Origin of the sequence: Ruegeria sp. HKCCD7303, assembly GCF_013111185.1 — a bacterium.
GTDB lineage: Bacteria > Pseudomonadota > Alphaproteobacteria > Rhodobacterales > Rhodobacteraceae > Ruegeria.
In genome coordinates this window covers 656,012-677,192 of sequence record NZ_WVRE01000001.1, presented here as the reverse complement: position 1 = coordinate 677,192, position 21,181 = coordinate 656,012, and the positions used below count along the sequence as shown (strand labels likewise).

Annotated in this window: 21 protein-coding genes; 12 read left to right on the top strand and 9 right to left on the bottom strand. The window is 58.9% G+C overall.

All coding sequences use genetic code 11. The annotated features are described in order from the left end of the window. Positions 1–81 precede the first annotated feature (81 nt). Positions 82–1,422 (top strand): pitrilysin family protein, encoded by a 1,341-nt coding sequence (locus GS630_RS02860; RefSeq protein WP_171620177.1) that lies wholly within the window; start codon positions 82–84, stop codon positions 1,420–1,422. Next, positions 1,419–2,729, top strand: coding sequence for a pitrilysin family protein (locus GS630_RS02855; RefSeq protein WP_171711855.1), 1,311 nt, complete (start codon positions 1,419–1,421; stop codon positions 2,727–2,729). Before GS630_RS02860 ends, GS630_RS02855 begins: the two co-directional genes overlap by 4 nt. A 21-nt stretch (positions 2,730–2,750) precedes the next feature. On the opposite strand, the gene GS630_RS02850 is transcribed toward GS630_RS02855, so the two are convergent. The 3 genes from GS630_RS02850 to deoC are packed head-to-tail and all read right to left on the bottom strand — an operon-like array spanning position 2,751 to position 6,930. Beyond that, positions 2,751–3,560 (bottom strand): SDR family oxidoreductase, encoded by an 810-nt coding sequence (locus tag GS630_RS02850; RefSeq protein ID WP_171178175.1) that lies wholly within the window; start codon positions 3,558–3,560, stop codon positions 2,751–2,753. A 27-nt stretch (positions 3,561–3,587) separates the two neighbouring features. Further along, positions 3,588–5,921, bottom strand: a complete 2,334-nt coding sequence (locus GS630_RS02845) for an aldehyde dehydrogenase family protein (RefSeq protein WP_171620175.1) — start codon at positions 5,919–5,921, stop codon at positions 3,588–3,590. A 10-nt stretch (positions 5,922–5,931) separates the two neighbouring features. Then, entirely contained in the window at positions 5,932–6,930 is a 999-nt protein-coding gene (gene deoC / locus GS630_RS02840) for a deoxyribose-phosphate aldolase (protein WP_171620173.1), read from the bottom strand. Between the two features lie 200 nt (positions 6,931–7,130). On the opposite strand from deoC, the gene GS630_RS02835 reads away from it, so the two are divergent. The 6 genes from GS630_RS02835 to GS630_RS02810 all read left to right on the top strand — a co-directional run bounded on the left by GS630_RS02835 (position 7,131) and on the right by GS630_RS02810 (position 14,437). Next, positions 7,131–8,084 (top strand): metal ABC transporter solute-binding protein, Zn/Mn family, encoded by a 954-nt coding sequence (locus GS630_RS02835; protein WP_171620171.1) that lies wholly within the window; start codon positions 7,131–7,133, stop codon positions 8,082–8,084. 3 nt (positions 8,085–8,087) lie between these two features. Further along, on the top strand, positions 8,088–8,891 hold the full coding sequence (locus tag GS630_RS02830) for a metal ABC transporter ATP-binding protein (RefSeq protein ID WP_171234821.1): 804 nt from the start codon (positions 8,088–8,090) through the stop codon (positions 8,889–8,891). 3 nt (positions 8,892–8,894) lie between these two features. Continuing rightward, positions 8,895–10,100: a metal ABC transporter permease gene (locus tag GS630_RS02825; protein ID WP_171178155.1), complete on the top strand. Its 1,206-nt coding sequence runs from the start codon at positions 8,895–8,897 to the stop codon at positions 10,098–10,100. Continuing rightward, positions 10,097–11,026, top strand: a complete 930-nt coding sequence (locus GS630_RS02820) for a metal ABC transporter permease (RefSeq protein ID WP_171178153.1) — start codon at positions 10,097–10,099, stop codon at positions 11,024–11,026. The genes GS630_RS02825 and GS630_RS02820 overlap by 4 nt, the downstream gene beginning before the upstream one ends. Before the next feature lie 261 nt (positions 11,027–11,287). Continuing rightward, positions 11,288–13,150, top strand: coding sequence for a DNA mismatch repair endonuclease MutL (gene mutL / locus GS630_RS02815; protein ID WP_171178151.1), 1,863 nt, complete (start codon positions 11,288–11,290; stop codon positions 13,148–13,150). Between the two features lie 57 nt (positions 13,151–13,207). Then, positions 13,208–14,437 (top strand): DNA recombination protein RmuC, encoded by a 1,230-nt coding sequence (locus GS630_RS02810; protein WP_171711853.1) that lies wholly within the window; start codon positions 13,208–13,210, stop codon positions 14,435–14,437. A 3-nt stretch (positions 14,438–14,440) separates the two neighbouring features. Here GS630_RS02810 and GS630_RS02805 read toward each other — a convergent pair whose 3' ends face one another. The 3 genes from GS630_RS02805 to GS630_RS02795 are packed head-to-tail and all read right to left on the bottom strand — an operon-like array spanning position 14,441 to position 16,209. Further along, entirely contained in the window at positions 14,441–14,845 is a 405-nt protein-coding gene (locus GS630_RS02805; protein ID WP_171178147.1) for a hypothetical protein, read from the bottom strand. Between the two features lie 46 nt (positions 14,846–14,891). Beyond that, a complete protein-coding gene (locus GS630_RS02800; RefSeq protein ID WP_171234825.1) occupies positions 14,892–15,542 on the bottom strand; it encodes a ChrR family anti-sigma-E factor in 651 nt (216 codons plus the stop codon). Between the two features lie 10 nt (positions 15,543–15,552). Continuing rightward, positions 15,553–16,209 (bottom strand): sigma-70 family RNA polymerase sigma factor, encoded by a 657-nt coding sequence (locus tag GS630_RS02795; RefSeq protein ID WP_171093317.1) that lies wholly within the window; start codon positions 16,207–16,209, stop codon positions 15,553–15,555. A 146-nt stretch (positions 16,210–16,355) separates the two neighbouring features. Here GS630_RS02795 and GS630_RS02790 point away from each other — a divergent pair, with 146 nt between their 5' ends. The 4 genes from GS630_RS02790 (at position 16,356) to GS630_RS02775 (ending at position 18,260) form a co-directional block, all read left to right on the top strand. Further along, the gene (locus tag GS630_RS02790; RefSeq protein ID WP_171178143.1) at positions 16,356–17,129 is read left to right on the top strand and encodes a DUF1365 domain-containing protein; all 774 of its coding nucleotides are present in this window, start codon (positions 16,356–16,358) and stop codon (positions 17,127–17,129) included. 85 nt (positions 17,130–17,214) lie between these two features. Continuing rightward, a complete protein-coding gene (locus GS630_RS02785) occupies positions 17,215–17,532 on the top strand; it encodes a DUF3775 domain-containing protein (RefSeq protein WP_171178141.1) in 318 nt (105 codons plus the stop codon). Between the two features lie 239 nt (positions 17,533–17,771). After that, entirely contained in the window at positions 17,772–17,999 is a 228-nt protein-coding gene (locus GS630_RS02780) for a DUF1127 domain-containing protein (protein ID WP_171178139.1), read from the top strand. Positions 18,000–18,056: 57 nt separating this feature from the next. Further along, the gene (locus GS630_RS02775) at positions 18,057–18,260 is read left to right on the top strand and encodes a DUF1127 domain-containing protein (protein ID WP_171178137.1); all 204 of its coding nucleotides are present in this window, start codon (positions 18,057–18,059) and stop codon (positions 18,258–18,260) included. A gap of 84 nt (positions 18,261–18,344) precedes the next feature. On the opposite strand, the gene GS630_RS02770 is transcribed toward GS630_RS02775, so the two are convergent. The 3 genes from GS630_RS02770 to GS630_RS02760 are packed head-to-tail and all read right to left on the bottom strand — an operon-like array spanning position 18,345 to position 21,175. Continuing rightward, a complete protein-coding gene (locus GS630_RS02770) occupies positions 18,345–19,487 on the bottom strand; it encodes a saccharopine dehydrogenase family protein (RefSeq protein WP_171234827.1) in 1,143 nt (380 codons plus the stop codon). A gap of 3 nt (positions 19,488–19,490) precedes the next feature. Next, a complete protein-coding gene (locus GS630_RS02765; RefSeq protein ID WP_171620167.1) occupies positions 19,491–20,546 on the bottom strand; it encodes a saccharopine dehydrogenase in 1,056 nt (351 codons plus the stop codon). A 14-nt stretch (positions 20,547–20,560) separates the two neighbouring features. Further along, complete coding sequence (locus GS630_RS02760) at positions 20,561–21,175, bottom strand: glutathione S-transferase family protein (protein ID WP_171239075.1); 615 nt, start codon at positions 21,173–21,175, stop codon at positions 20,561–20,563. Positions 21,176–21,181: the final 6 nt, after the last annotated feature.

Sequence of the window (21,181 nt, the reverse complement as noted above, 5' to 3'; positions counted from 1 at the left end):
TTCTTAACTTTCCGTCATCGGGCTTGAACCCGGGCCGCACCACCGTAGTTTGAATACCAGAAACGAAACGGAGGATGCCCCATGGTTCGGGCCCTGGCTTTGTCGGCTGCCCTGATCGCTGCCACCCCGGTTTTCGCCGAGGACGGGAAAGAAGCGGTCACTACATTCACTTTGGACAACGGCATGGATGTCGTGGTGGTTGAAGATCACCGCGCGCCGGTGGTGCAACACATGGTCTGGTATCGCGCTGGATCTGCGGACGAGCCGATAGGGGCCTCCGGTGTCGCGCATTTCCTGGAACATCTGCTGTTCAAAGGTACAGACACGCTGGCTCCGGGTGAGTTTTCGGCCACCGTCGCCGCCAATGGCGGCAATGACAACGCATTCACATCCTATGACTACACCGCGTATTTTCAACGCGTCGCAGCCGACCGGCTTGAGTTGATGATGCGGATGGAATCCGATCGGATGCGGAACCTGCGGCTAAGCGAAGAGGATATTCTGACCGAGCGTGACGTGATCCTTGAGGAACGCAATCAGCGCACGGAAAACAACCCACGCGCTCTGTTCGGTGAACAGATGAACGCTGCGCAGTATCTCAACCATCGCTACGGCGTGCCGATCATTGGCTGGAAGCACGAGATGGAAGAGCTGGATATGGAGGATGCCCTGTCGTTCTACCAGACCCATTATGCACCCAATAATGCCATTCTGGTGGTTACTGGCGACGTTGAGCCTGAAGAGGTCCGAGCCCTTGCCGAGCAATACTACGGCGTGATCCCGGCCAACCCGGATTTGCCCGAGCGGGTTCGGTCGCAGGAGCCACCGCATACGGCAGAACGGCGCCTGACCTACAAGGACCCGCGCGTGGCGCAGCCCTATGTGCAACGCAGCTATCTGGCCCCCGAACGCAATCCGGGTGAGCAGGAAAAGGCAGCAGCCCTGTTTCTTCTGGCTGAGCTGTTGGGTGGCAGCACCACATCATACCTGAACGAAAAGCTTCAGTTCGATCAGCAAAAAGTCGTCTATGCGGGCGCATTTTATCGCGGCGTCTCGCTGGATGACACGACCTTTGACCTGCTGGTAGTTCCGGCACAGGGCGTGTCACTGCAAGAGGCAGAAGACGCCATGGATCAGGCTGTGGCCGACTTTATTGCCCAAGGCGTGAACGAAGACGATCTGAACCGCATCAAGATGCAGCTGCGCGCTGCTCAGACCTATGCGCGCGACAATGTGGACGGCATCGGCAACCGGTACGGCCGCGCCCTGACCAGCGGCTTGACGGTCGAAGATGTACAGGCTTGGCCCGACATTCTTCAGGCCGTGACGGGTGATGAGATCATCGCCGCTGCCCGCGAAGTGCTGCAACCCGAGGCATCTGTCACAGGTTGGCTGATGCGAGATGATGAGGTGACGCAATGAAACGGTTCCTTGCAACTCTGATTGCCTGTCTGGTTGCCCTGCCTGCCCTGGCCGAGATCGAGATCGAAGAAGTGACCTCACCCGGCGGCATCAAGGCCTGGCTGGTCGAAGATCATTCGATCCCCTTTACCGCGCTGGAGCTACGGTTTCGGGGCGGCACTTCTCTGGACGACCCGGACAAGCGCGGTGCTGTCTATTTGATGAGCGGTCTGATTGAAGAAGGCGCGGGCGACATGGACGCTCAGACATATGCCCGTGAGCTTGAAGCACTGGCCGCATCATTCAGGTATAATGCAGGCGACGACACCGTATCGATCTCGGCGCAATTTCTGACCGAGAACCGGGATGAGGTGGTCGAACTATTGCGCACCACCTTGCACGAGCCGCGTTTCGATCAGGATGCCATTGATCGCGTGCGCGCCCAGATACTGTCGGGATTGCGCTCGGATCAGACCGACCCGAATGAAATCGCAGGCTTGAACTTTGCAAGGATGGCCTATGGCGACCACCCCTACGGATCAGAAGGGAAGGGCTCGATCGAAAGCGTTTCGGTTCTGACGCGGGACGATGTAGCGGCTGCATATGACAGCGTGTTCGCCAAAGACCGCCTTTATGTTGGAGCCGTGGGCGACATCACTGCAGAGGAACTGGGCGCGTTGCTTGATGCGTTGCTGGCCGATTTGCCTGAGACCGCCAGACCCATCCCGGAAAAGGCTGACGTGACAATTCCCGGAGGTATCAGCGTTGTCGAGTTCGATACGCCGCAATCGGTGGCCCTGTTCGGTCAGGCCGGGATTGATCGGGACGACCCGGATTTCTTTGCTGCGTTTGTCTTGAATCACATCCTGGGTGGTGGTGGCTTTGAAAGCCGCCTGATGCAGGAAGTGCGGGAAAAACGCGGGCTGACTTACGGTGTGGCAACGTATCTTGTGCCCAAGGATCTGGCGTCTGTCTATCTGGGGTCAGTTTCGTCAGCCAACGACCGCATTGCCGAGGCAGTTGAGGTGATCCGTGACGAATGGGCCAAGGCCGCTTCGGAAGGTGTCACCCAGAAAGAGCTGGACGATGCCAAGACCTATCTGACCGGTGCGTATCCGCTGCGGTTTGATGGAAACGGGCAGATTGCCGGTATCATGGTTGGGATGCAGATGGAAAACCTGCCCATCGACTATATCGCGACACGCAATGACAAGGTAAACGCCGTGACGTTGGAAGACGTGAACCGGGTTGCCTCGGAATTGCTGGATCCGGACGGGCTGCATTTTACCGTAGTGGGCAAACCCGTCGGCCTTGAGACCACGAACTGAGCATGAGGGGGTGAGCGCGTCTCACCCCTTTTTCATGCTGCGCAGCATCTCACCCATCATCTGGCCGAACTTACCCGAGCCGCGTTGATACAGCGCGCCGTCGACAGCCAATACAGTACCGCTGATATAGCTGGCCAGATCCGAGCTGAGGAACAGGCAGGCATTGGCCACGTCCTGCGGCTGACCCCAGCGGCCCAACGGTACATCGCGGCGCAGCGCTTCACCGGCATCCGGGGTAGGGGCCAGGCGTTTTGCGCCTTCGGTGCCTTCGATGAACCCCGGCACGACCGAGTTCACGCGGATCCCTTCAACACCCCATTCCATCGACAGCGTCCGGGTGATCTGATCAACCCCTGCCTTCGCGGCACAGACATGAGCTTGACCCTCATAAGGCAGGTAAGATTGCGGAGCCGAGATGTTGATGATGCTGGCACCGGGGCGTTTCAAGAAAGGATACGCCCCTTTCATCACATGGATTGTACCCATCAGGTCAATGTCGATCACGGTCTTGAACGCGTTGACCGACATCTCGGATGCCAGCGCCGGGAAGTTTCCTGCCGCGCCAGAAACCAGCACGTCGAAATCACCATAGGCGTCGTGAAACTGTTTCAGACCAGCGGCCACAGCATCCGGATCACGCACGTCAAAGGCCGCCCCGATGGCGTCCTGTGCGCCTGCGGCTTTCAGCGCGGCCACGGTGTCGTCCACCTTTTCCTGTGAACGGCTGGCGACGGCCAGTTTGGCACCCGAGGCTGCAAAAGCCTCGGCAATGCCACGGTTGATACCGCTGGTGCCGCCAATGACGATGACGGTTTGTCCTGCAAAGTTCATATGGGCCTCCCGTGATGCGCGGGGGCCCTACTCGCCGTAGGGCACCCAGATGTTTTTCACTTCGGTTGCAGCCTGTAGGAAGCGGCGGGAATGGTCCACGCTCCAGTCAAATGCCGTCGCGTTATTAACCCAGGTCCGTTTCAGGTTCCCGGCCGAGACTGTCTCGATCTCTTTCGAAAGGTCAGTTGACGAGAAGGACCAGACCGCGTCCACGTTCAGATGCGAGGCTAGAGGTTTCGCCAGTTCCGCGTGGCTGCCTGTCAAGATGTTGACCACGCCTGCGGGGACGTCCGAGGTCTCCAGAATCTGGTAGAAATCCGTTGCTGCCAGCGGGTAGGGCTCGGATGCCGCCAGAACCACCCGGTTGCCCATAGCAATCGCAGGCGCCATCGCCGAGATCAGACCCAACAGAGGCGCTTCGTCCGCGCAGAGCGCACCGATGACGCCCACGGGTTCCTTCATGGCAATAGCCACGCCCCGGATCGGAACGCCATGCACCTGACCGTCATATTTGTCGGCCCAGGCAGCTGCGGTGAACAGGCGTTGGATCGAGGTTTCGACCTCTTTCGCGCCATCCTTCTTGCCGGTCATGGCGTCGATGCGCGCGGCGAATTCACTCGCACGGGCCGAGAGGTTCTCGCCGATGTAATACAGAATCTGTGCCCGCAGATGGCCGGTGGTCTTGGACCAGCCTATGGCACCCGCTGCGGCCTCAACGGCGTTGCGCACGTCTTTGCGGTTGGCCAGACCCACGTGGCCCAGCAGGCCGGACTTGCCCCAGACGGGTTTGGAATACCCACCATCGGGCCGCGCCTGCTTGCCGCCGACATACATCTTGGCAGTGCGGTCAATCGGATCGACCGGGGACCCTTCGCCCATTGACGCTTCGACCTTCGCAAGAGGTTTGGCCTTATCCTTGGGTTTGGTGTAAGCCGTCAGACCTTCCCAGCCGCCTTCGCGGCCAAAGCCACTTTCGCGCACGCCGCCGAAGCCTGCGGCGGCATCGAACAGGTTGGTGGCATTCACCCAAACCACGCCTGCAACCAGCTTGGGCGCGATGTCCAGCGCAAGGTTCACATTCTCAGTCCAGACTGTCGCGGCCAGCCCGTAACGGGTGTTGTTGGCCAGTTCGACCGCTTCAGCCGGGGTGCGGAAGGTCGAGGAGACCAGAACCGGGCCGAAGATTTCCTCCTGCATCAGCGGGTCGGATGTCTCGAGCCCCGAGATCAGCGTCGGCGGGTAGTAGCAGCCATTTGCGGGCAGTTCACAGGCGGCCTGATGCACGTGACCCGCCGTATTGCTTTCGACCATGCCCTTGATGGTCTGCAACTGAACCGGATCCACAACCGCGCCCACGTCGATGCATTTGTCCAGCGGATCACCCACCCGCAACCCATCCATCCGCGCGCGTAGCTTCTCGTGGAACCGGTCGGCGATACCTTCCTGCACCAGCAGGCGGGACCCCGCGCAGCAAACCTGACCCTGATTGAACCAGATCGCATCGACCAGACCCTCGATAGCGCTGTCGATATCGGCGTCATCGAAGACGATGTAGGCAGATTTACCGCCCAGCTCTAACGTCAGTTCCTTGCCTGAGCCAGCCGTTGCCTCTCGGATGCGCCGTCCAACGACGGTCGAGCCAGTGAAGGCGATTTTGTCCACGTCGGCGTTCACGATCATCTCGCCCACCGCGCCATCGCCGGTCACGATGTTGACGACACCTTTCGGCAGCCCGGCTTGCGAGCAGATGTCGGCAAACAACAACGCAGTCAGCGAGGTGTACTCGGCCGGTTTCAGAACCACCGTATTCCCCATCGCCAGCGCAGGTGCGATCTTCCATGCCAGCATCAACAGCGGGAAGTTCCACGGGATGATCTGACCACAAACGCCCAAAGCCTGCGCATCGGGCAACTCGGCCTCCATCAACTGCGCCATGCCGGCGTGATAGTAGAAATGCCTCTGCGCCAGAGGGATGTCGATGTCGCGCGATTCACGGATCGGCTTGCCGTTGTCCATGCTTTCCAGCACCGCAAACAGGCGCGCGTGTTTCTGCAATAGCCGCGCAATGGCATAGAGGTATCGCGCACGCCCTGCGCCACCCAGCTTTTCCCATTTCGGCTGCGCTTTGCGGGCAGCGGCCACGGCGGCGTCCACATCGGCCCGTTTCGCCTGTGTCAGCTTAGCCAACACCTCGCCAGTTGCCGGATTGCGGCTGTCGAAGCCTTTTCCCGGTTTGGTGAAGCCGCCATCGATATAGTGACCGAACTTGTCACCTTGATCGACCAGCCACGCCAATGCTTCGGCAGCGCTTTCAGGGGCAGGGCCGTATTCCATGGTCTCGAAGATTTCTTTGACTGTCATAGTTCTTTCCTCAGCCCATGGAGTGACGGTAGCCAGCCGAGTAGGACCCGGTGGCAAAATGTTCCAACTGCCGCTCGATGTCGCCCAGCAGTGACGACGCACCAAAGCGGAACAGGTCGGGCTCCAACCAGCGGTCGCCCAGCTCATCCTTGATCAGCGACAGGTAAACCAGCGCGTCTTTGGCTTTCGAAATGCCACCGGCAGGCTTGTACCCAACGCGATACCCGGTGCGATCATAGAAATCCCGAATGGCGCGGATCATGACCAGCGATACGGGCAGGGTGGCGTTGACGCTTTCCTTGCCGGTTGAGGTCTTGATGAAATCCGCCCCGGCCATCATGCAGACCAGCGAGGCGCGGGCGACGTTACGCAGGCTGCCCAACTCTCCGGTCGCCAGAATGGCCTTGACATGGGCATCGCCGCAGGCCACGCGGAAGGCCTTCATCTCGTCATACAGCGCCTGCCAATCACCCGACAGCACGTGGCGGCGTGAGATGACGATGTCGATCTCTTCCGCTCCGGCTTTTGCGCTTTCCTCAATCTCGGCCACGCGCAGGTGGAAGGGCGACAAACCAGCGGGAAATCCGGTTGATACGGCGGCCACTGGAATGCCTGTGCCTTTCAGGGCATCCAAGGCAGTCTCGATCATGTCATGATAGACGCAGACGGCACCTGTCGTGATCGGCGGCATATCCATTGCCTGTAACAGCGATGACGACACAGGCTGGCGCGCCTTCGCACAAAGGCGGCGTACGCGGCCTACGGTGTCGTCGCCTGACAGTGTGGTCAGGTCGATCATGGTAACCGCCTTGAGCAGCCACGCCGCCTGATAATCCTTCTTGACCGAACGCCGCCCGGGCAGGGTTGCCGCCCGACGTTCAATCGCGGAAGTGTTGGCCTGAACTGCGCGGACCCAATCCAGATCCAGTTCCATACCAGGATTCCGAGGTTCGGTCACTTGTGGCAGATGCGCGGTGCGCACGGGGCTTTCTGAGCTCTGCGTATCCATAGTCACGTCCTTTGGGAGGTTTGCGACAAATTCGCACGGCAGACCGGGGAATGGAAGGTGCTGCATGCAATTGAACGGCAATTTTTTGACCATTTGGACAAAAAGAGAGGGCTTTCTTGCGAATAATTCGCATTAGCGTTGACTTAGTTGCGAATGGTTCTCATATTCAGTCTCAACAGAACGCAAAACTGAGGTCGAAGATGATTCGTCGGAGTTTTCTTGCAGCGTTGGCGCTGGCCTTCTCGATGCCAGTCGCCGCTTGGGCTGAAGCGCCACTCAAAGTGGTCGCGACAACAGGCATGATCGCGGATGCAGCGCGCCAGGTGGGCGGTGATCAGGTTGAGGTCACAGGCCTGATGGGGCCGGGCGTTGACCCTCATGCCTATCGACAGACCCGCAGCGACATCGTTGCCATGACCCGCGCTGACCTGATCCTTTGGCACGGTCTGTATCTCGAAGCGCAAATGGAAGACTTCTTCCACGATCTCGAACGCAAACGCGCTGTGGTCGCGGTTGCCGAGGGGGTCGATAAGTCCAAACTGCGTGCTCATGATGATTACGCCGACAAATACGACCCACATGTGTGGATGTCGCCCGTGCTTTGGCGCGAAGTTGTGCTAGAGGTTCAAGGCGCTCTAACCGACATTCGTCCCGAAGCGGCAGGCTTGTTTGCAGCCAATGCACAGGCGCATCTTGCCGATATTGACCGTTTGGCGGCTTATGCCGAGAATGTCCTGTCTTCGGTGCCCGAGAACAGCAGAGTTCTGCTTACCGCCCACGACGCATTTGGCTATTTCGGTCAAAGCTATGGGTTCGAGGTTCTGGGCATTCAGGGCATTTCGACCCAGTCCGAGGCGGGTTTGAACCGGATCAGCGAATTGGTTGACCTGCTGGTTGATCGCCAAATCACGGCTGTCTTTGTCGAAAGTTCGGTCTCGGATCGCTCAATTCGCGCGTTGATCGAAGGGGCTGCGGCCAAGGGGCACAAAGTAACGATCGGTGGTGAGCTTTTTTCGGATGCGATGGGCGCAGAAGGCACCTATGAGGGTACCTATATCGGGATGCTGGATCACAACATCACAGTCATTGGAAGTGCGTTGAACGGCGACGCCCCCGGTCGAGGCATGGACGGCAAACTGTCTGCGGGGTTTTGAACAATGCTGGGTCTGGTCAGCAATGATGGTGTGACGCTTGAGGATAGCGGGCTGGGTGAAAGCCCGCTAGCGGTGCGTGGCCTGACCGTTTCTTACGGCCAAAAGCCTGCTGTGTTTTCGGTTGATATGACAGTGCAGCCTGGTGCCATGACCGCCATCATTGGCCCAAACGGTGCGGGCAAGTCCACGCTTCTCAAGGCGGCTTTGGGAATCGTCAATCCCCTGTCCGGTCAGGTGACGGTGTTTGGACAGCCGCTGGAGGCGCAGCGCGCGCGTATTGCCTATGTCCCCCAACGGGCCAGCGTGGATTGGGATTTCCCAACACGCGTGATCGATGTTGTGCTGATGGGGCTGTCGCGCGAGCTTGGGCTTCTGGGGCGCGTACGTGCCCGTCACAAAGCCTGCGCGATGGATTGCCTGAATCGCGTCGGGATGCGGGACTTCGCGGATCGTCAGATCGGCCAGTTGTCCGGGGGCCAGCAGCAGCGCGTGTTTCTCGCTCGTGCTTTGGCGCAAGGCGCGGATCTGTATTTGCTGGATGAACCTTTCGCTGGGGTGGATGCCGCCACCGAGAAGGCCATTATCGCGGTGCTGAAGTCTCTGAAAGAGGCGGGTAAGACGGTAGTCGTGGTGCATCACGATCTGGCGACAGTGACCGATTATTTCGACCACGTTTTCCTGATCAATACCCGCAAAGTGGCCGAAGGGCCGGTGTCCGAAGCTTTCACTGCAGAAACGTTGCAAGCGGCCTATGGCGGGCGTTTGGCAACTGCGCAGATCGATCAGATATCGCGCGCGCTGGGATAACACATGATTTGGGACGCTCTGACCCTGCAGCTTGGCTATAACGCCACGCTGGTCGCCATTGGTGCGACGTTGCTGGGTGTTTCGGCCGGAGTGACAGGAACGTTCCTGTTTCTGCGTAAACGCGCGTTGGTCAGCGACGCCATCAGCCACGCGACATTGCCGGGCGTCTGTCTGGCCTTCATGGTCTTGGTCGCGCTGGGCGGGGATGGGCGAAACCTGCTGGGCTTGCTTGCGGGGTCTGCAATTTCGGCCTGGGTTGGGCTTCTTTGCATGAACTGGCTGACACGGCGCACCCGACTTGCTGAAGATGCAGCAATCGGCGCGGTTCTGTCTGTCTTTTTTGGCTTTGGGATCGTTTTACTGACGATCATTCAAACCATGGGCGTTGGGCGTCAAGCGGGGTTGGAGGGTTTCCTGTTGGGTTCGACCGCCGGAATGCTGTGGGCGGATGCGATGATCATCGCCATCGGTGGCTCGGCTACGCTACTGCTGGTTCTGATCCTACGCCGTCCCATGACTCTTGTCGCCTTTGACCCGGAATATGCTGCCGCCCGTGGCTTGCCGATCCATCGCATCGACCTTGCGATGATGGGGCTGGTCATGGCTGTCACAGTGGTCGGTCTGAAAATTGTGGGCTTGATCCTGATTGTGGCCTTGCTGATCATTCCGGCGGTTACGGCGCGGTTCTGGTCAGAGCGTTCCGAGCACGTTGTCCTGCTTGCCGGGCTTGCCGGAGGTCTGGCGGGTTACATCGGTGCTGCTATTTCCGCTTCTGCCCCCAACTTGCCGACGGGACCTATCATCGTTCTGGTCAGCTTTGCCTTTTTCGTCCTGTCCCTGTTCTGCGCCCCAAAGCGCGGGGTGCTGGCGGCGGTGTTGCGGCATCTGCGCTTCCAGCGCCGGGTGCATATCCGCCAGGGTCTGTTGGCGCTGGCGCAGGGGCAGAAAATTTATGAACCTCTTACGCTGCGTTTGTTGCGCCGTGCGGGGTTGGTCCGGCCAGACGGGGTTGCCACGGACTCTGGCAAGGCGCGGGCGGCCAAGGCGCTGCGCGATGAAAAACGCTGGGAAATCGTCCGCGCGGATCAGGCGCATGAGGCGACGGCTGCGCTCTATGACGGGCTACGGGATATCGAAACGGTCCTGACGCATGACCAGATCGCTGAAATCGACCGTCAAATCGGCGGGCCGCAAGGAGTGCCGGTATGAGTGGCGAGGAGTTTGTCCCACTGTCGTTGACGCCGCTGCTGATTGGCACATTTGCGGCCATTGCCTGTGCCTTGCCCGGCAACTTTCTGGTGCTGCGCAAACAGGCGCTGATTGGGGACGCGATCAGCCATGTGGTGCTGCCGGGTATCGTGGTGGCGTTCCTGGTGACCGGGGCGATATCGACATGGCCAATGATGCTGGGCGCTGCTGGGGCGGCGATTGTGGCCGTGGTTCTGATCGAAGCCATTCGCCGACTGGGTCAGATCGAACCCGGTGCCGCCATGGGTGTTGTCTTTACCACGATGTTTGCAGCGGGTGTTTTGCTACTTGAGCAAACAGACACCTCTACCGTGCATCTGGACGTAGAACATGCGCTTTACGGCAATCTCGAAAGCCTGATCTGGCTGGACGCAACCGGTTGGGGATCATTGCTGGATGTCGAAGCTCTTGCGGGCCTGCCACCTGAACTGCCTCGGATTGCTCTGACTCTGGTGGGTGTGTCTGTGTTCACTTGGCTGTTCTGGCGGCCGTTGAAAATCTCGACTTTCGATGAAGGCTTTGCGCGCACGATCGGTATTCGCACGGGTGCCCTTGGCATGGCATTGGTCATAACAGCGGCCATCGCGGCGGTGGCTGCATTTGATGCGGTGGGATCGATCATCGTGATCGCCATGTTCATCTGCCCTCCGGCGGCGGCACGGATGCTGACAAACCGGCTTGAGGCACAGATTGCCTGGAGCATTGTGTTCGCCACGGCCTCGGCAGTGTCGGGCTATGTATTGGCGGGATACGGCCCCTTGTGGTTGGGCGGGTCGGATGCAGTCAGCGCGGCTGGCATGATTGCCACGATGTCTGGTCTGATACTTGCCGCAGCCGCCATGTTCGGACCGTGCCGCGCGCATATCGGGGCGCACACATCTACGTGACCCGGCACGTTCCCGCTGCACCTTCCCATGCGTCATCGGCCAAACTCTGCCCAGATGCCCAAAAGATGAATCTTAAGCAGATTATTGGGCAGGCCCATGTTACACGCAGCCATTCATTAGCTGACTCACACCACTCACTTGGTGCGTCCGGGTGGACCCGAAGGCCAAACCGTTCAGGGCCACCCGGACGCCTTTTCTCTGATCAGAAAACCTGTGCAAAGCTGTGGCAGAATCGTGCGCGGCTGTGCTAGGTCTAGGGGTATGGCGCAAGCAAACCCCAATATCGGCGAAGATCGCCCGGTGATCCGACAATTGGATGACGCTGCAATCAACAGGATTGCTGCTGGTGAGGTGGTGGAACGTCCGGCCTCTGCCGTGAAGGAACTGGTCGAGAACGCAATCGATGCAGGGGCCACGCGGATTGCCATCGATATTGCGGATGGAGGCAAGACCCTGATCCGTGTCACGGATGACGGGTGCGGTATTTCGGCAGGTGATCTGCCACTGGCGTTGTCCCGCCATGCCACGTCAAAGATTGATGGGTCGGACCTGCTGAACATCCATACCTTTGGGTTTCGGGGAGAGGCGCTGCCTTCTTTGGGTGCGGTCGGGCGTCTGACCATTACCAGCCGCGTTCCGGGTGCGGATGCGGCGCAGATCCACGTTGCGGGCGGCAAGATGGGCGCGGTCAAACCCGTGGCCTTGCGCGCAGGCACAGTCGTCGAGCTGCGCGATCTGTTCTTTGCCACGCCTGCACGGCTGAAGTTCATGCGCACCGACCGGGCCGAGGCGCAGGCCATTGCAGATACGGTGAAACGGCTGGCCATGGCTGAGCCATCCGTGACCTTCACCCTGCGTGATGTGTCCGGTGGCGGAGAGGGTCGTGTGACCTTCCGCGCGGATCGCGAGAACGGAGATCTGTTTGACGCGCTCCACGCCCGTCTGGCCCGCGTGATCGGGCGCGAGTTTGCCGAGAATGCGCTGCAAATCGACGCTACGCGTGAGGGCATCCGGCTTTATGGCTACGCTGCCTTGCCGACCTATTCGCGAGGTGCTGCGGTGGCGCAGTATCTTTTCGTCAATGGTCGGCCTGTGCGTGACAAGATGTTGACTGGCGCATTGCGGGCCGCTTATTTCGATTTTCTTAGCCGGGATCGGCATCCGGCGGCGGCTTTGTTCATCGACTGTGATCCGACGCTGGTTGACGTGAACGTTCATCCCGCCAAATCCGAGGTGCGGTTCCGCGACCCCGGCGTTGCGCGGGGCTTGATTGTGTCCAGCCTGCGCCATGCATTGGCCGAGGCCGGGCATCGGGCGTCCTCGACCGTGGCCAATGCGACCTTGGGCGCGATGCGGCCCGAACTTGCGCAATCTGCCACAGCGCGGGTGTACCAGATGGATCGACCTTCGCCAGCAGCGCGACAGGCCGCTTACCGGGCGCAATCTCCGGGCTTTGCTGAACTGGCCCAGGACTACAGTGGCAGCATTGTCGAGCCTACCCCGGTTGCGCCGATTGCCGAGGCAGAAGAATCTCAACCGCAGGATCTTCCCTTGGGGGCTGCGCGGGGACAGGTGCACGAGAATTACATTATCGCGCAAACCGCCGACGGTATGGTGATCGTGGATCAACACGCCGCACATGAACGGCTGGTTTATGAAAAGCTGAAAACGCAGATGGCGGAAAACGGCGTTGCAGCGCAGGCGCTTCTGATCCCGGAAATCGTGGAGCTGTCTGAAGGCGATTGTGCGCGCCTGATGGCCGTTGCTGAAAACTTAACGCGCTTTGGTCTGACCATCGAACCCTTCGGTGGCGGGGCCGTTGCTGTGCGTGAAACCCCTGCCATCTTGGGCGAGGTCAATGCCCGCGCGATGATCCTGGATATCCTTGATGAGTTGGCCGATCAGGGTGAAAGCCAGATGGTGCAGGCAAAGATCGAGGCGATCCTCAGCCGAGTGGCCTGCCACGGCTCTGTCCGCTCTGGTCGCCGTATGCGCGCCGAAGAGATGAACGCTTTGCTGCGCGAGATGGAGGCGACGCCGCATTCCGGTCAGTGCAACCACGGTCGCCCGACCTATGTGGAGCTGAAACTCAGCGATATCGAAAGGTTGTTCGGACGCAGTTGATCCGTCGTTCGGAACCAATTAAGAAGACAGAAACAAAACGAGAACATAAAGACTGATATGATCCAGATTGCAGGCACCCAGATCCCAGTAGATGACCCGGTCTTTTTGACCGGTGGCGGGGTTGTCCTGCTGATCCTTTTGCTTTTGTTCCTGTCGCTGCGGGCGGCCAATCGCTCGGCCCGGATGGCGGAACCTCTGGCGCGGCAGATGGCGCATCTGGGACAGCATGTGCAGCAACTGGGGCAGGGGCAGGAACAATTGCGCGGCGGTCTTCAGCATGTCTCGGACACGCAAGCCAATGCGCAAGTGCAGGTGATCCAAACAGTCGAGGCGCGCCTTTCCTCGGTTCAGCAGCAGATGAATGACCGGCTGGCGGACAACGCGATGAAGTCTGCACGCGCGCTGGCCGAAATGCAGGAGCGGATGAAAGAATCGCTGCATGGGTCATCGAAACAGACCGCGACATCCCTGACCCAATTGCAGGAACGTCTGGCCGCGATCGACAAAGCGCAGGACAATATCACCAAACTGTCCGGTGACGTTCTCAGCCTGCAGGATATCCTGTCGAACAAGCAGACGCGCGGGGCGTTTGGCGAAATCCAGCTGACAGACATTGTGTCAAAGGCACTGCCAAGGGACAGTTTCCAGTTGCAGGCCACCCTGTCGAATGGGCGTCGTGCGGACTGCCTGATCCATCTGCCGAACCCGCCCGGCCCCATCGTGATCGACAGCAAGTTCCCGCTGGAGGCGTATGAAGCATTGATCGGCGCGACTAATGACACTGAGCTGAAAGCGGCGCTGCAGATGTTCCGCAGCACGGTGCGTAAGCACATCAACGACATTGCCGAGAAATACATACTGGATGGTGAAACCGCTGATGGTGCGCTGATGTTCCTGCCGTCCGAGGCCGTTTATGCCGAGCTTCACGCAAAGTTCCCTGAGCTGGTTCAGGAAAGCTTCGGCAAGCGCGTCTGGATCGTTTCGCCGACCACCTGCATGGCGACGCTGAACACGATGCGCGCGATCCTGAAAGATGCCCGGATGCGCGAACAGGCAGGTGCGATCCGCAAAGAATTGGGACTGCTGCACAAGGATGTGGAGCGTCTGGGTGATCGTGTGACCAATCTGGATCGTCATTTTGGTCAGGCGGCCAAGGATATCTCGGAAATCAAGATCAGTGCGGAAAGAGCTGGCCGACGGGCGCAGCGTCTGGACAATTTCGATTTTGAAGAAATCGCACCTGATGCCGCGTCAGAGGTTGTGCCTTTGGCGCGTCACGAAGGTTGAGACTTACTGGATCGACAGGTCCAAGTTGTACCCGACGGTTTTGCCGGTATCTCGGTCATTTCCCATCAGATAAACACGGATCGTATAGTCTCCGTCCTCTGGCAGGTTGATCCGAGCGGTATTGCCGTCAATCGAGCCATTATAAATCGCAACCCCATCACTGCCCGGGGGCAGGATGTTGAAATAGACCACGCCGTTTCCATTGGTGTCACTGACCTGAAGGTCGGCGAACATCTCCTGACCGGCTTTTGCGCCCAACACATAGTCGAAGTATTCGTCGCCAGTGACAGCCCCGCTGACCATGGTGCCATAATTGCCGGACTGAAATTGCACCTCTGAGGTCATCTGGGCTAACGCCGCAGGCGCGAAACCAAGCAGAAGGGCCGACAAAAGAAGTTTTCCTGTCATGTCTGTTTCCTTTCAAGCTTCGCTTTAGCCGGAAATCACCAGCAGGTCAGATGCGCAGGAAGGGCTGGAATAATCGCGGCATAAGCTTGTTGAATTTCAACGGTGCATCTGTGACTGCAAGACAAATGCAGTCTTCCGAGATATCCGCGACAGGTGTGTGTTCCAAATCCTCGTCAGCGATCTCAACGTCGCCGCGGGCAAAGTGATCCACCTCGTCCGAAAACGCGCCCTGCAATACCATAGTCAGTTCCATGCCCTGATGACCGTGATCCGGGACCGCAGCACCGGCCGGGATGAACAACAACCTTGCCGTGGCCTCTTTGGTGGTCGGCAGAATGGCCTGCTTCACGCCCATACCGATGGATTTCCAGCGGATGTCCGCGACAGTTCCGCCCACATAGTCCTGCAAGGGGGTAGGCAGCACGGCGCAGCCCGGTCGCGCGGGCTTGGGGCTCGGTGCGCCCTGCGCAATCAAGGCCATGGTCGCCGCGAGGGACGCATCAGACATGGCAACCGAGCCTGCCTGATCATCCAGAACCTGCCCGCCAACGGCGTCAAAGCTCTCGGCCCGTGCGCGGCAATGGTCACACAGGGAAAGATGGGTTGCGACCATAAGATCGAACGCCTCGGGCAGAGTTCCTGCGGCATATGCCATCAGCAGGTCATCTGTCAGGTGATGTTTAATCGACTTGCTCATCTTACTCATCTCAGTTCATCGCGTGGCGCAAGCGGTCCAGCGCCAGCCTAATACGTGATTTGATCGTTCCCAGGGGCAACCCGGTCTGAGACGCAATTTCGCGGTGACTCAGGTCGCCGAAATACGCCTTCTCGATCAGCTCTCTCTGCGCTTCAGGCAACGCCAGCATGGCGGTGCGCAGCTGCGCGGTTTCCTGTTGCAGCGCGATTACGTCGTCCTGGTCAGGCTCGGCCTCGGGTCCCCATCCCAGTTCCTCGGGTTCGGGGCGGCGTTGCTTGCGCAGAACGTCGATGCGCTTGTTCCGAGCAATCGTGAAAACCCACGTGGCCACAGTGGCCCGTGTTGGATCGAACAGATGGGCCTTATGCCACAAGGTCGCCATCACCTCTTGCGCGCATTCTTCGGCCATGGTGGCATCAGACCCTGATTTCATCAGGAACGCCTTGATGCGTGGCGCGAAGTGTTGGAACAGCTCGGCAAAGGCCGACTGGTCCTGCGCATCCCGGATGCGTTTGACGTGTTCCACCCACTCGGTTCTGGTGTCGCAACTTGCTTTCGTTCCGTTCACCTGTCTACCCTTGATGCGTTTCTTCCCGCGCCAAGGCTGAGGGGCGGCTGTGTCAGCCGCAGGTTCGTCCAAGGTCGCAGTATTGATCTCGGTAAACATAACCACATTACGGGCTGCGCCCCAAGCCGGATCACTTTATCGGGACATTTTGATCCAAAGCGCGCTATTTTCCGTAACACTACTATACAAATACGGCGGAAAACGATGCTGTTTTAAGCGGTTATGGGCAGGTCTGAAAACACACGATGGCAAAAGAAATTGATCATATCGCGGGCCACACTTATCACGGGCGCAAGGGCGGGATCGAAAACGCGTTTCGGTATTCGGTCGATTACATCCTGTTCGACCCCGAGGCCAAGTTGTCCACACCCCTGTTGTTTTCACGTGACCGCGCAAACCTCGCCAATTGGCGTACGCGTGATCATGGCGGGGCGCCCGGTCAGGGCGAAGGTGCCGCGTGGGTGCGTACCCGCTTTGACGAGATGGCCGTGCCGCAACCGGCGCGGATAATATTGCTGACCCAGCCACGGGTTCTGGGGCATGTCTTCAACCCCGTCAGCTTCTGGTTCTGCTTTGACGGCAACGACCAACTCTATACGGTGGTGGCCGAGGTGACGAACACCTTTGGGACGCGTCACAGTTATCTGTGCCACAAGCCAGACTTTGCATCCATCGAACCATCGGATCGGGTGGTGGCGGACAAGCTGATGCATGTTTCGCCATTCCAGAAGATCGAAGGCAGTTATACGTTTCGATTTGATTTCCGTCCTGACAGGGTTGGTGTTTGGATCGACTATACTCGACCCGACGGTGGGTTGATCGCCACCTTGACAGGACCCCGTCAGCCGCTAACCAATCGGGTGATCCTGTGGTCCTTGCTGCGGCGTCCGTTTGGGGCCCGGCGGACATTTACTCTGATTGTTTGGCAAGCGTTCAAACTGTGGCTTAAAAAGGCAACCTTTCGCCCGTTTCGATCCCAGCCTGTACCAGACCAGCCAATGTCGCGTGTGCGTGACTGACCCCCAGTTTGCGTAAGATCAAAGACTCAGGCCCCTGTCGATGATTGTGATGGTTTGACAACCGCGAACAACAGGAGCTGAAGACATGTTGGAAATTTCGGCAAGGAAAGTTGCCCAGGTGGCCATGATGGGCCGCGAACTGAACCGGGCCGAGGGCGAGCTGCGGGCGTTCATCGACCGCATGGGCGAAGACGAACAGGCCGAGCTGGTCGCCATCATGTGGATCGGCCGCGAAAGCTTTTTCGCCGAGGATTTGGCCGAAGCCATCGCCACCGCCAAGTCCGAAGCTTCGACCCCCTGTGCCGACTATCTGATTGGAACCCCACACTTGTCGGATCACTTGGAGAACGGGTTGGATGCTTTGGGCATTTCGGCTGAGGATATTGAGAACGACCTGATGTAGTTCGTTTTCCACACCAAATACGAGGATGGCGGTTTGGCCGCCATCTGGGCTTTATCTATTACTGAGATACACTTTGCTGGCGTAAATTGCGGACACGCCTCGGCATAACTCATCCTCCACGTGCTTTCTCTGACCCAGACTTAAACAAACCTTAATGATGCGCTTTGATAACGTTAAGGCGGCGTCCCCAAGTTTGATTTCACCAAGACAACGCAAATCAAGTTTAGGAGGACAAAGACATGGTACATACCCAAGCAGTAAACACCCAGAACGGCCTTCTTGATGGTCTGTTTTCGAAGTACGCCGACAAAAAGGTCGAGCACTTCCGTCGCCGAATTCTTGCAAAAACTGTGCGCGATCTTGAGAAGCTGGATGATCAACAACTTGCCGATATCGGTGTCCAGCGGGACCAGATCAATCGATGCGCGTACGAGAGTGTTTATCACAACAAACCCTACCGGCAATGATGGTGAAAAACCCCTGAGTTAAATCATCCCCAGTTCATTGTTAGTGAGGTTATCAATATGTTTGACGTTATCCCGCCCACCAATCAACCGGCCCCGGCTGCTAGTGCATTGCTGCTATTCGACCGTGCCATGCGCATCCGTGCCATCAGCCCGGACATTGTCCGGGCGGCCCAGCATCTGAACGCTTTGAGCGATCAACAATTGTCCGAGCTCGGCATCAATCGAAGCGACATCGAAGACACGATTGAGCGGTACATCTGAAAGCCCGAAAGGGAACGCAAGTCATGTTTAGCCAAGAACTATGAAAGCCATTCCAGCAAAACTGGGATGGCTTTCACTTTTCAATCAGGCCAAGTGATCAACGATCTGCAAATGTTGTGCCAGCGTATCGATCTCACTCATCCAATCCTGCACAAGTTTCGGATCGCTGGGCGCTGCGTGAACCCCTGCCGGGATTGCTCGGTTCAGGACCGCCTCGATTGCCAGTGATACCGGGATCGACACCAGACGCGCCATGGCGGTGCCGCGCGCATCGCCCCAGGCATCCATGACATAGGTCTTGTTCCAGACCTCAATACCGTTCTTCTCGGCCTTTAGGCCAACGCACAGCACAACGCGGTCTGGTTCGCCCTCATCATAGGCGTTTTCGTCCCAGAACTGATCCGACATCTCTTTCAGGCGAGCGTCACCTTCGGGCCCGGAAAGAGTTTCGATCTCGGTGAACACATCCGACCACGCGTCGGCCCAGCCGTTCAGGCGCAGGGTGCCGCGGACGAATTCCTTGACCGGCCAGTGATCCTCGAAATGGTATTGCGCCATGAAGGGGATCGAGTCGCGGTTGGGGTAAACCTCGAAGCTCTCCGGTGTGGGCAGCGGCGCGATATAGCTGCTGATGGCATCCCATGGGCGTGCAACATCCAGCGGGGCATAGTCGCGGATCGACTTCGAGGGCGACCGCAGTGCCTTGAGCACGCCCAGAGGCGACCAGCTGAACTTGTATCGGAACGGGTTGGGCGTTTTCGGGATGCCCCCGCAATAAGAAATAAAGCTCAGGTGGTTTTCAGGATCGAACACATCTGAGGCGCGATAGTCGTCGACCAACGCATGAGCCATCAGGTGGTCGATGCCCGGGTCCAGCCCGACTTCGTTTACCAGAATCACACCGGCCTCGCGCGCCTTGTCGTCCAGCGCACGCATCTCGGGCGCGATGTACGAAGATGAGACGAAGTTGGCCTGTTTCGAGATCGCCAATTCTGCCAGCGGAACATGCCAGTCGCCCGGCAGCATCGAGACGATCACATCGCCTTTGCCCAGCACCTTGGCAAGGGCTTCGATGTCGAACGCCCGGATATCGTCGGTCAGGTCGCCGACCTCGGCTTGGGCCTTTTCGATGGTTCGGTTCCAGACAGTGACCTTGTGCCCGCCCTCGATCAGGCGGCGCAGGCCGGGGATGGCCGACAGGCCGGTGCCACACCAGTGAATCGTCATCGTTCAGAGTCCTTCAATATGCGTTTTGTAGGTTGCTTCTGCCCGACCCCAGACGCCGCTGTCCAGATCGGTCAGTGTCAGCAGAGACGGCAGCAGTTGCGCGGCGTAGTCTTCCGAGCTTTCGACCGGCAGCATCGACGGCAGGTTGTCGATGGCCATGACGTCCATCACCGGATCATCGGCCACGCGCAGCACTGGGGCCTCCCATGTGGTTGCGCGGTCGTAGACCGGCACCGGGTTGTAATCGCTGTCCGGGTCGCAGGCGACGTCGCCAATGGCAGTCAGCTTGCGTGATGCGGTCAGCGCGTCACGCGGAACAAAGACCGGCGTACCCGGCCGCGCGAAGATGCAATTCAGGAACAGGTCATGGTCCAGGATTTCCGGGAAAGGACCACCGCTGGCAGTTTCGGCCATATCCCATTTGGTGACAGTGATACCCATCGCTTCGCACAGATCGGCAGCACCAGTGCCGACGCGGCCCAAGGCCCCGACGACAATGGCGCTTGGTCGTTCGGCCCCTGTGGCGTCCAGTTCGGCCAGCAAATCGACATTAAGCTTGTCCTTACCGGCATAAACCCCAACAGGCGGACATTGGTCGCCCCGATGCTGCGCGGCCCATGCTTTGAGCGTCACTGCCGCACCCGCATAGCCGGCCCAATAGCCAAAGGCCGCAACCCGACGACCGTCTTCATCCACCAGATACTCAAGATCATACAGCGTGCCGCCCCCGGCCTTGAACCGTTCCAGCAAAGCGCGGCCGGAATGCTGGCCCTTGTAGGCATGTCCGAACATGATGTGTCGGTGGGGCAGGGGCGTGCCATCTTCGGGCAACTCTTTGAGGCCGAAAATGATCGCGTCCGCCGGAGCGTCAGGCCAGGAGTTTTCAGGTGCGATCTCGCAGCCTGCGTCCTTGTAGCCGTCGATTGGAATGGCACGAACATGGCTTTCCTCGACCGTCACGCGGATGCCAGCCGCGATCAACGCCGCGGCACCTTCGGGGGTCAGCCCAACCCGTTCCTCGTTCGGGCGCTGTTCTGCCCGGACCCAGAGATGTGTCATCGTATTTCCTTTTGTCAGAGCATTCCGGCGGCATGTACCGCCTGAACTGAAGGCCGCGCCTCCATCGCCTCGCGGAAGGCGAGAATTTTGGGGAAGGCCGTGACATCGACGCCGTCGCCTTCCAGCCAGCTGCAAACCACATAAAGATAGGCATCTGCCAGCGAAAATGCCTCACCCAGAACAAACGGCCCACGCAGGCCGTTTGAACAGATGTATTCACAGGATGCTGTCATTGTTTGTGGGACCTTATCCTTCATGTCTTTCCAGCTTGGCTTCTTGTCCGCCCATCGCGCTCCGCGCATCTTGTGCGCGTGGTTCACGTGCATGGTCGACGCAAGATAGAACATCACCTCACGCATGCGCGCGGCCATGACCGGATCAGCAGGAACCAAGCCTGCGGCAGGTGCTTGGGCAGCGACATACTCCAGCAGCGCTCCGGTTTCGGTCAGGATACCACCATCAACAACCAGCGCCGGCACCCGACCTTTGGGGTTGATCTGCCGGTAAGCCGGTTTCGTCTGCTCGCCCCCGGCAAAGTCCAGTTTGATCACCTCATATTCTAAGCCGGCCTCTTCCAGAGCAATCGCAACAGCGACCGAGATCGTGCGAGGGGCATAATAAAGCTGCATGGGGTA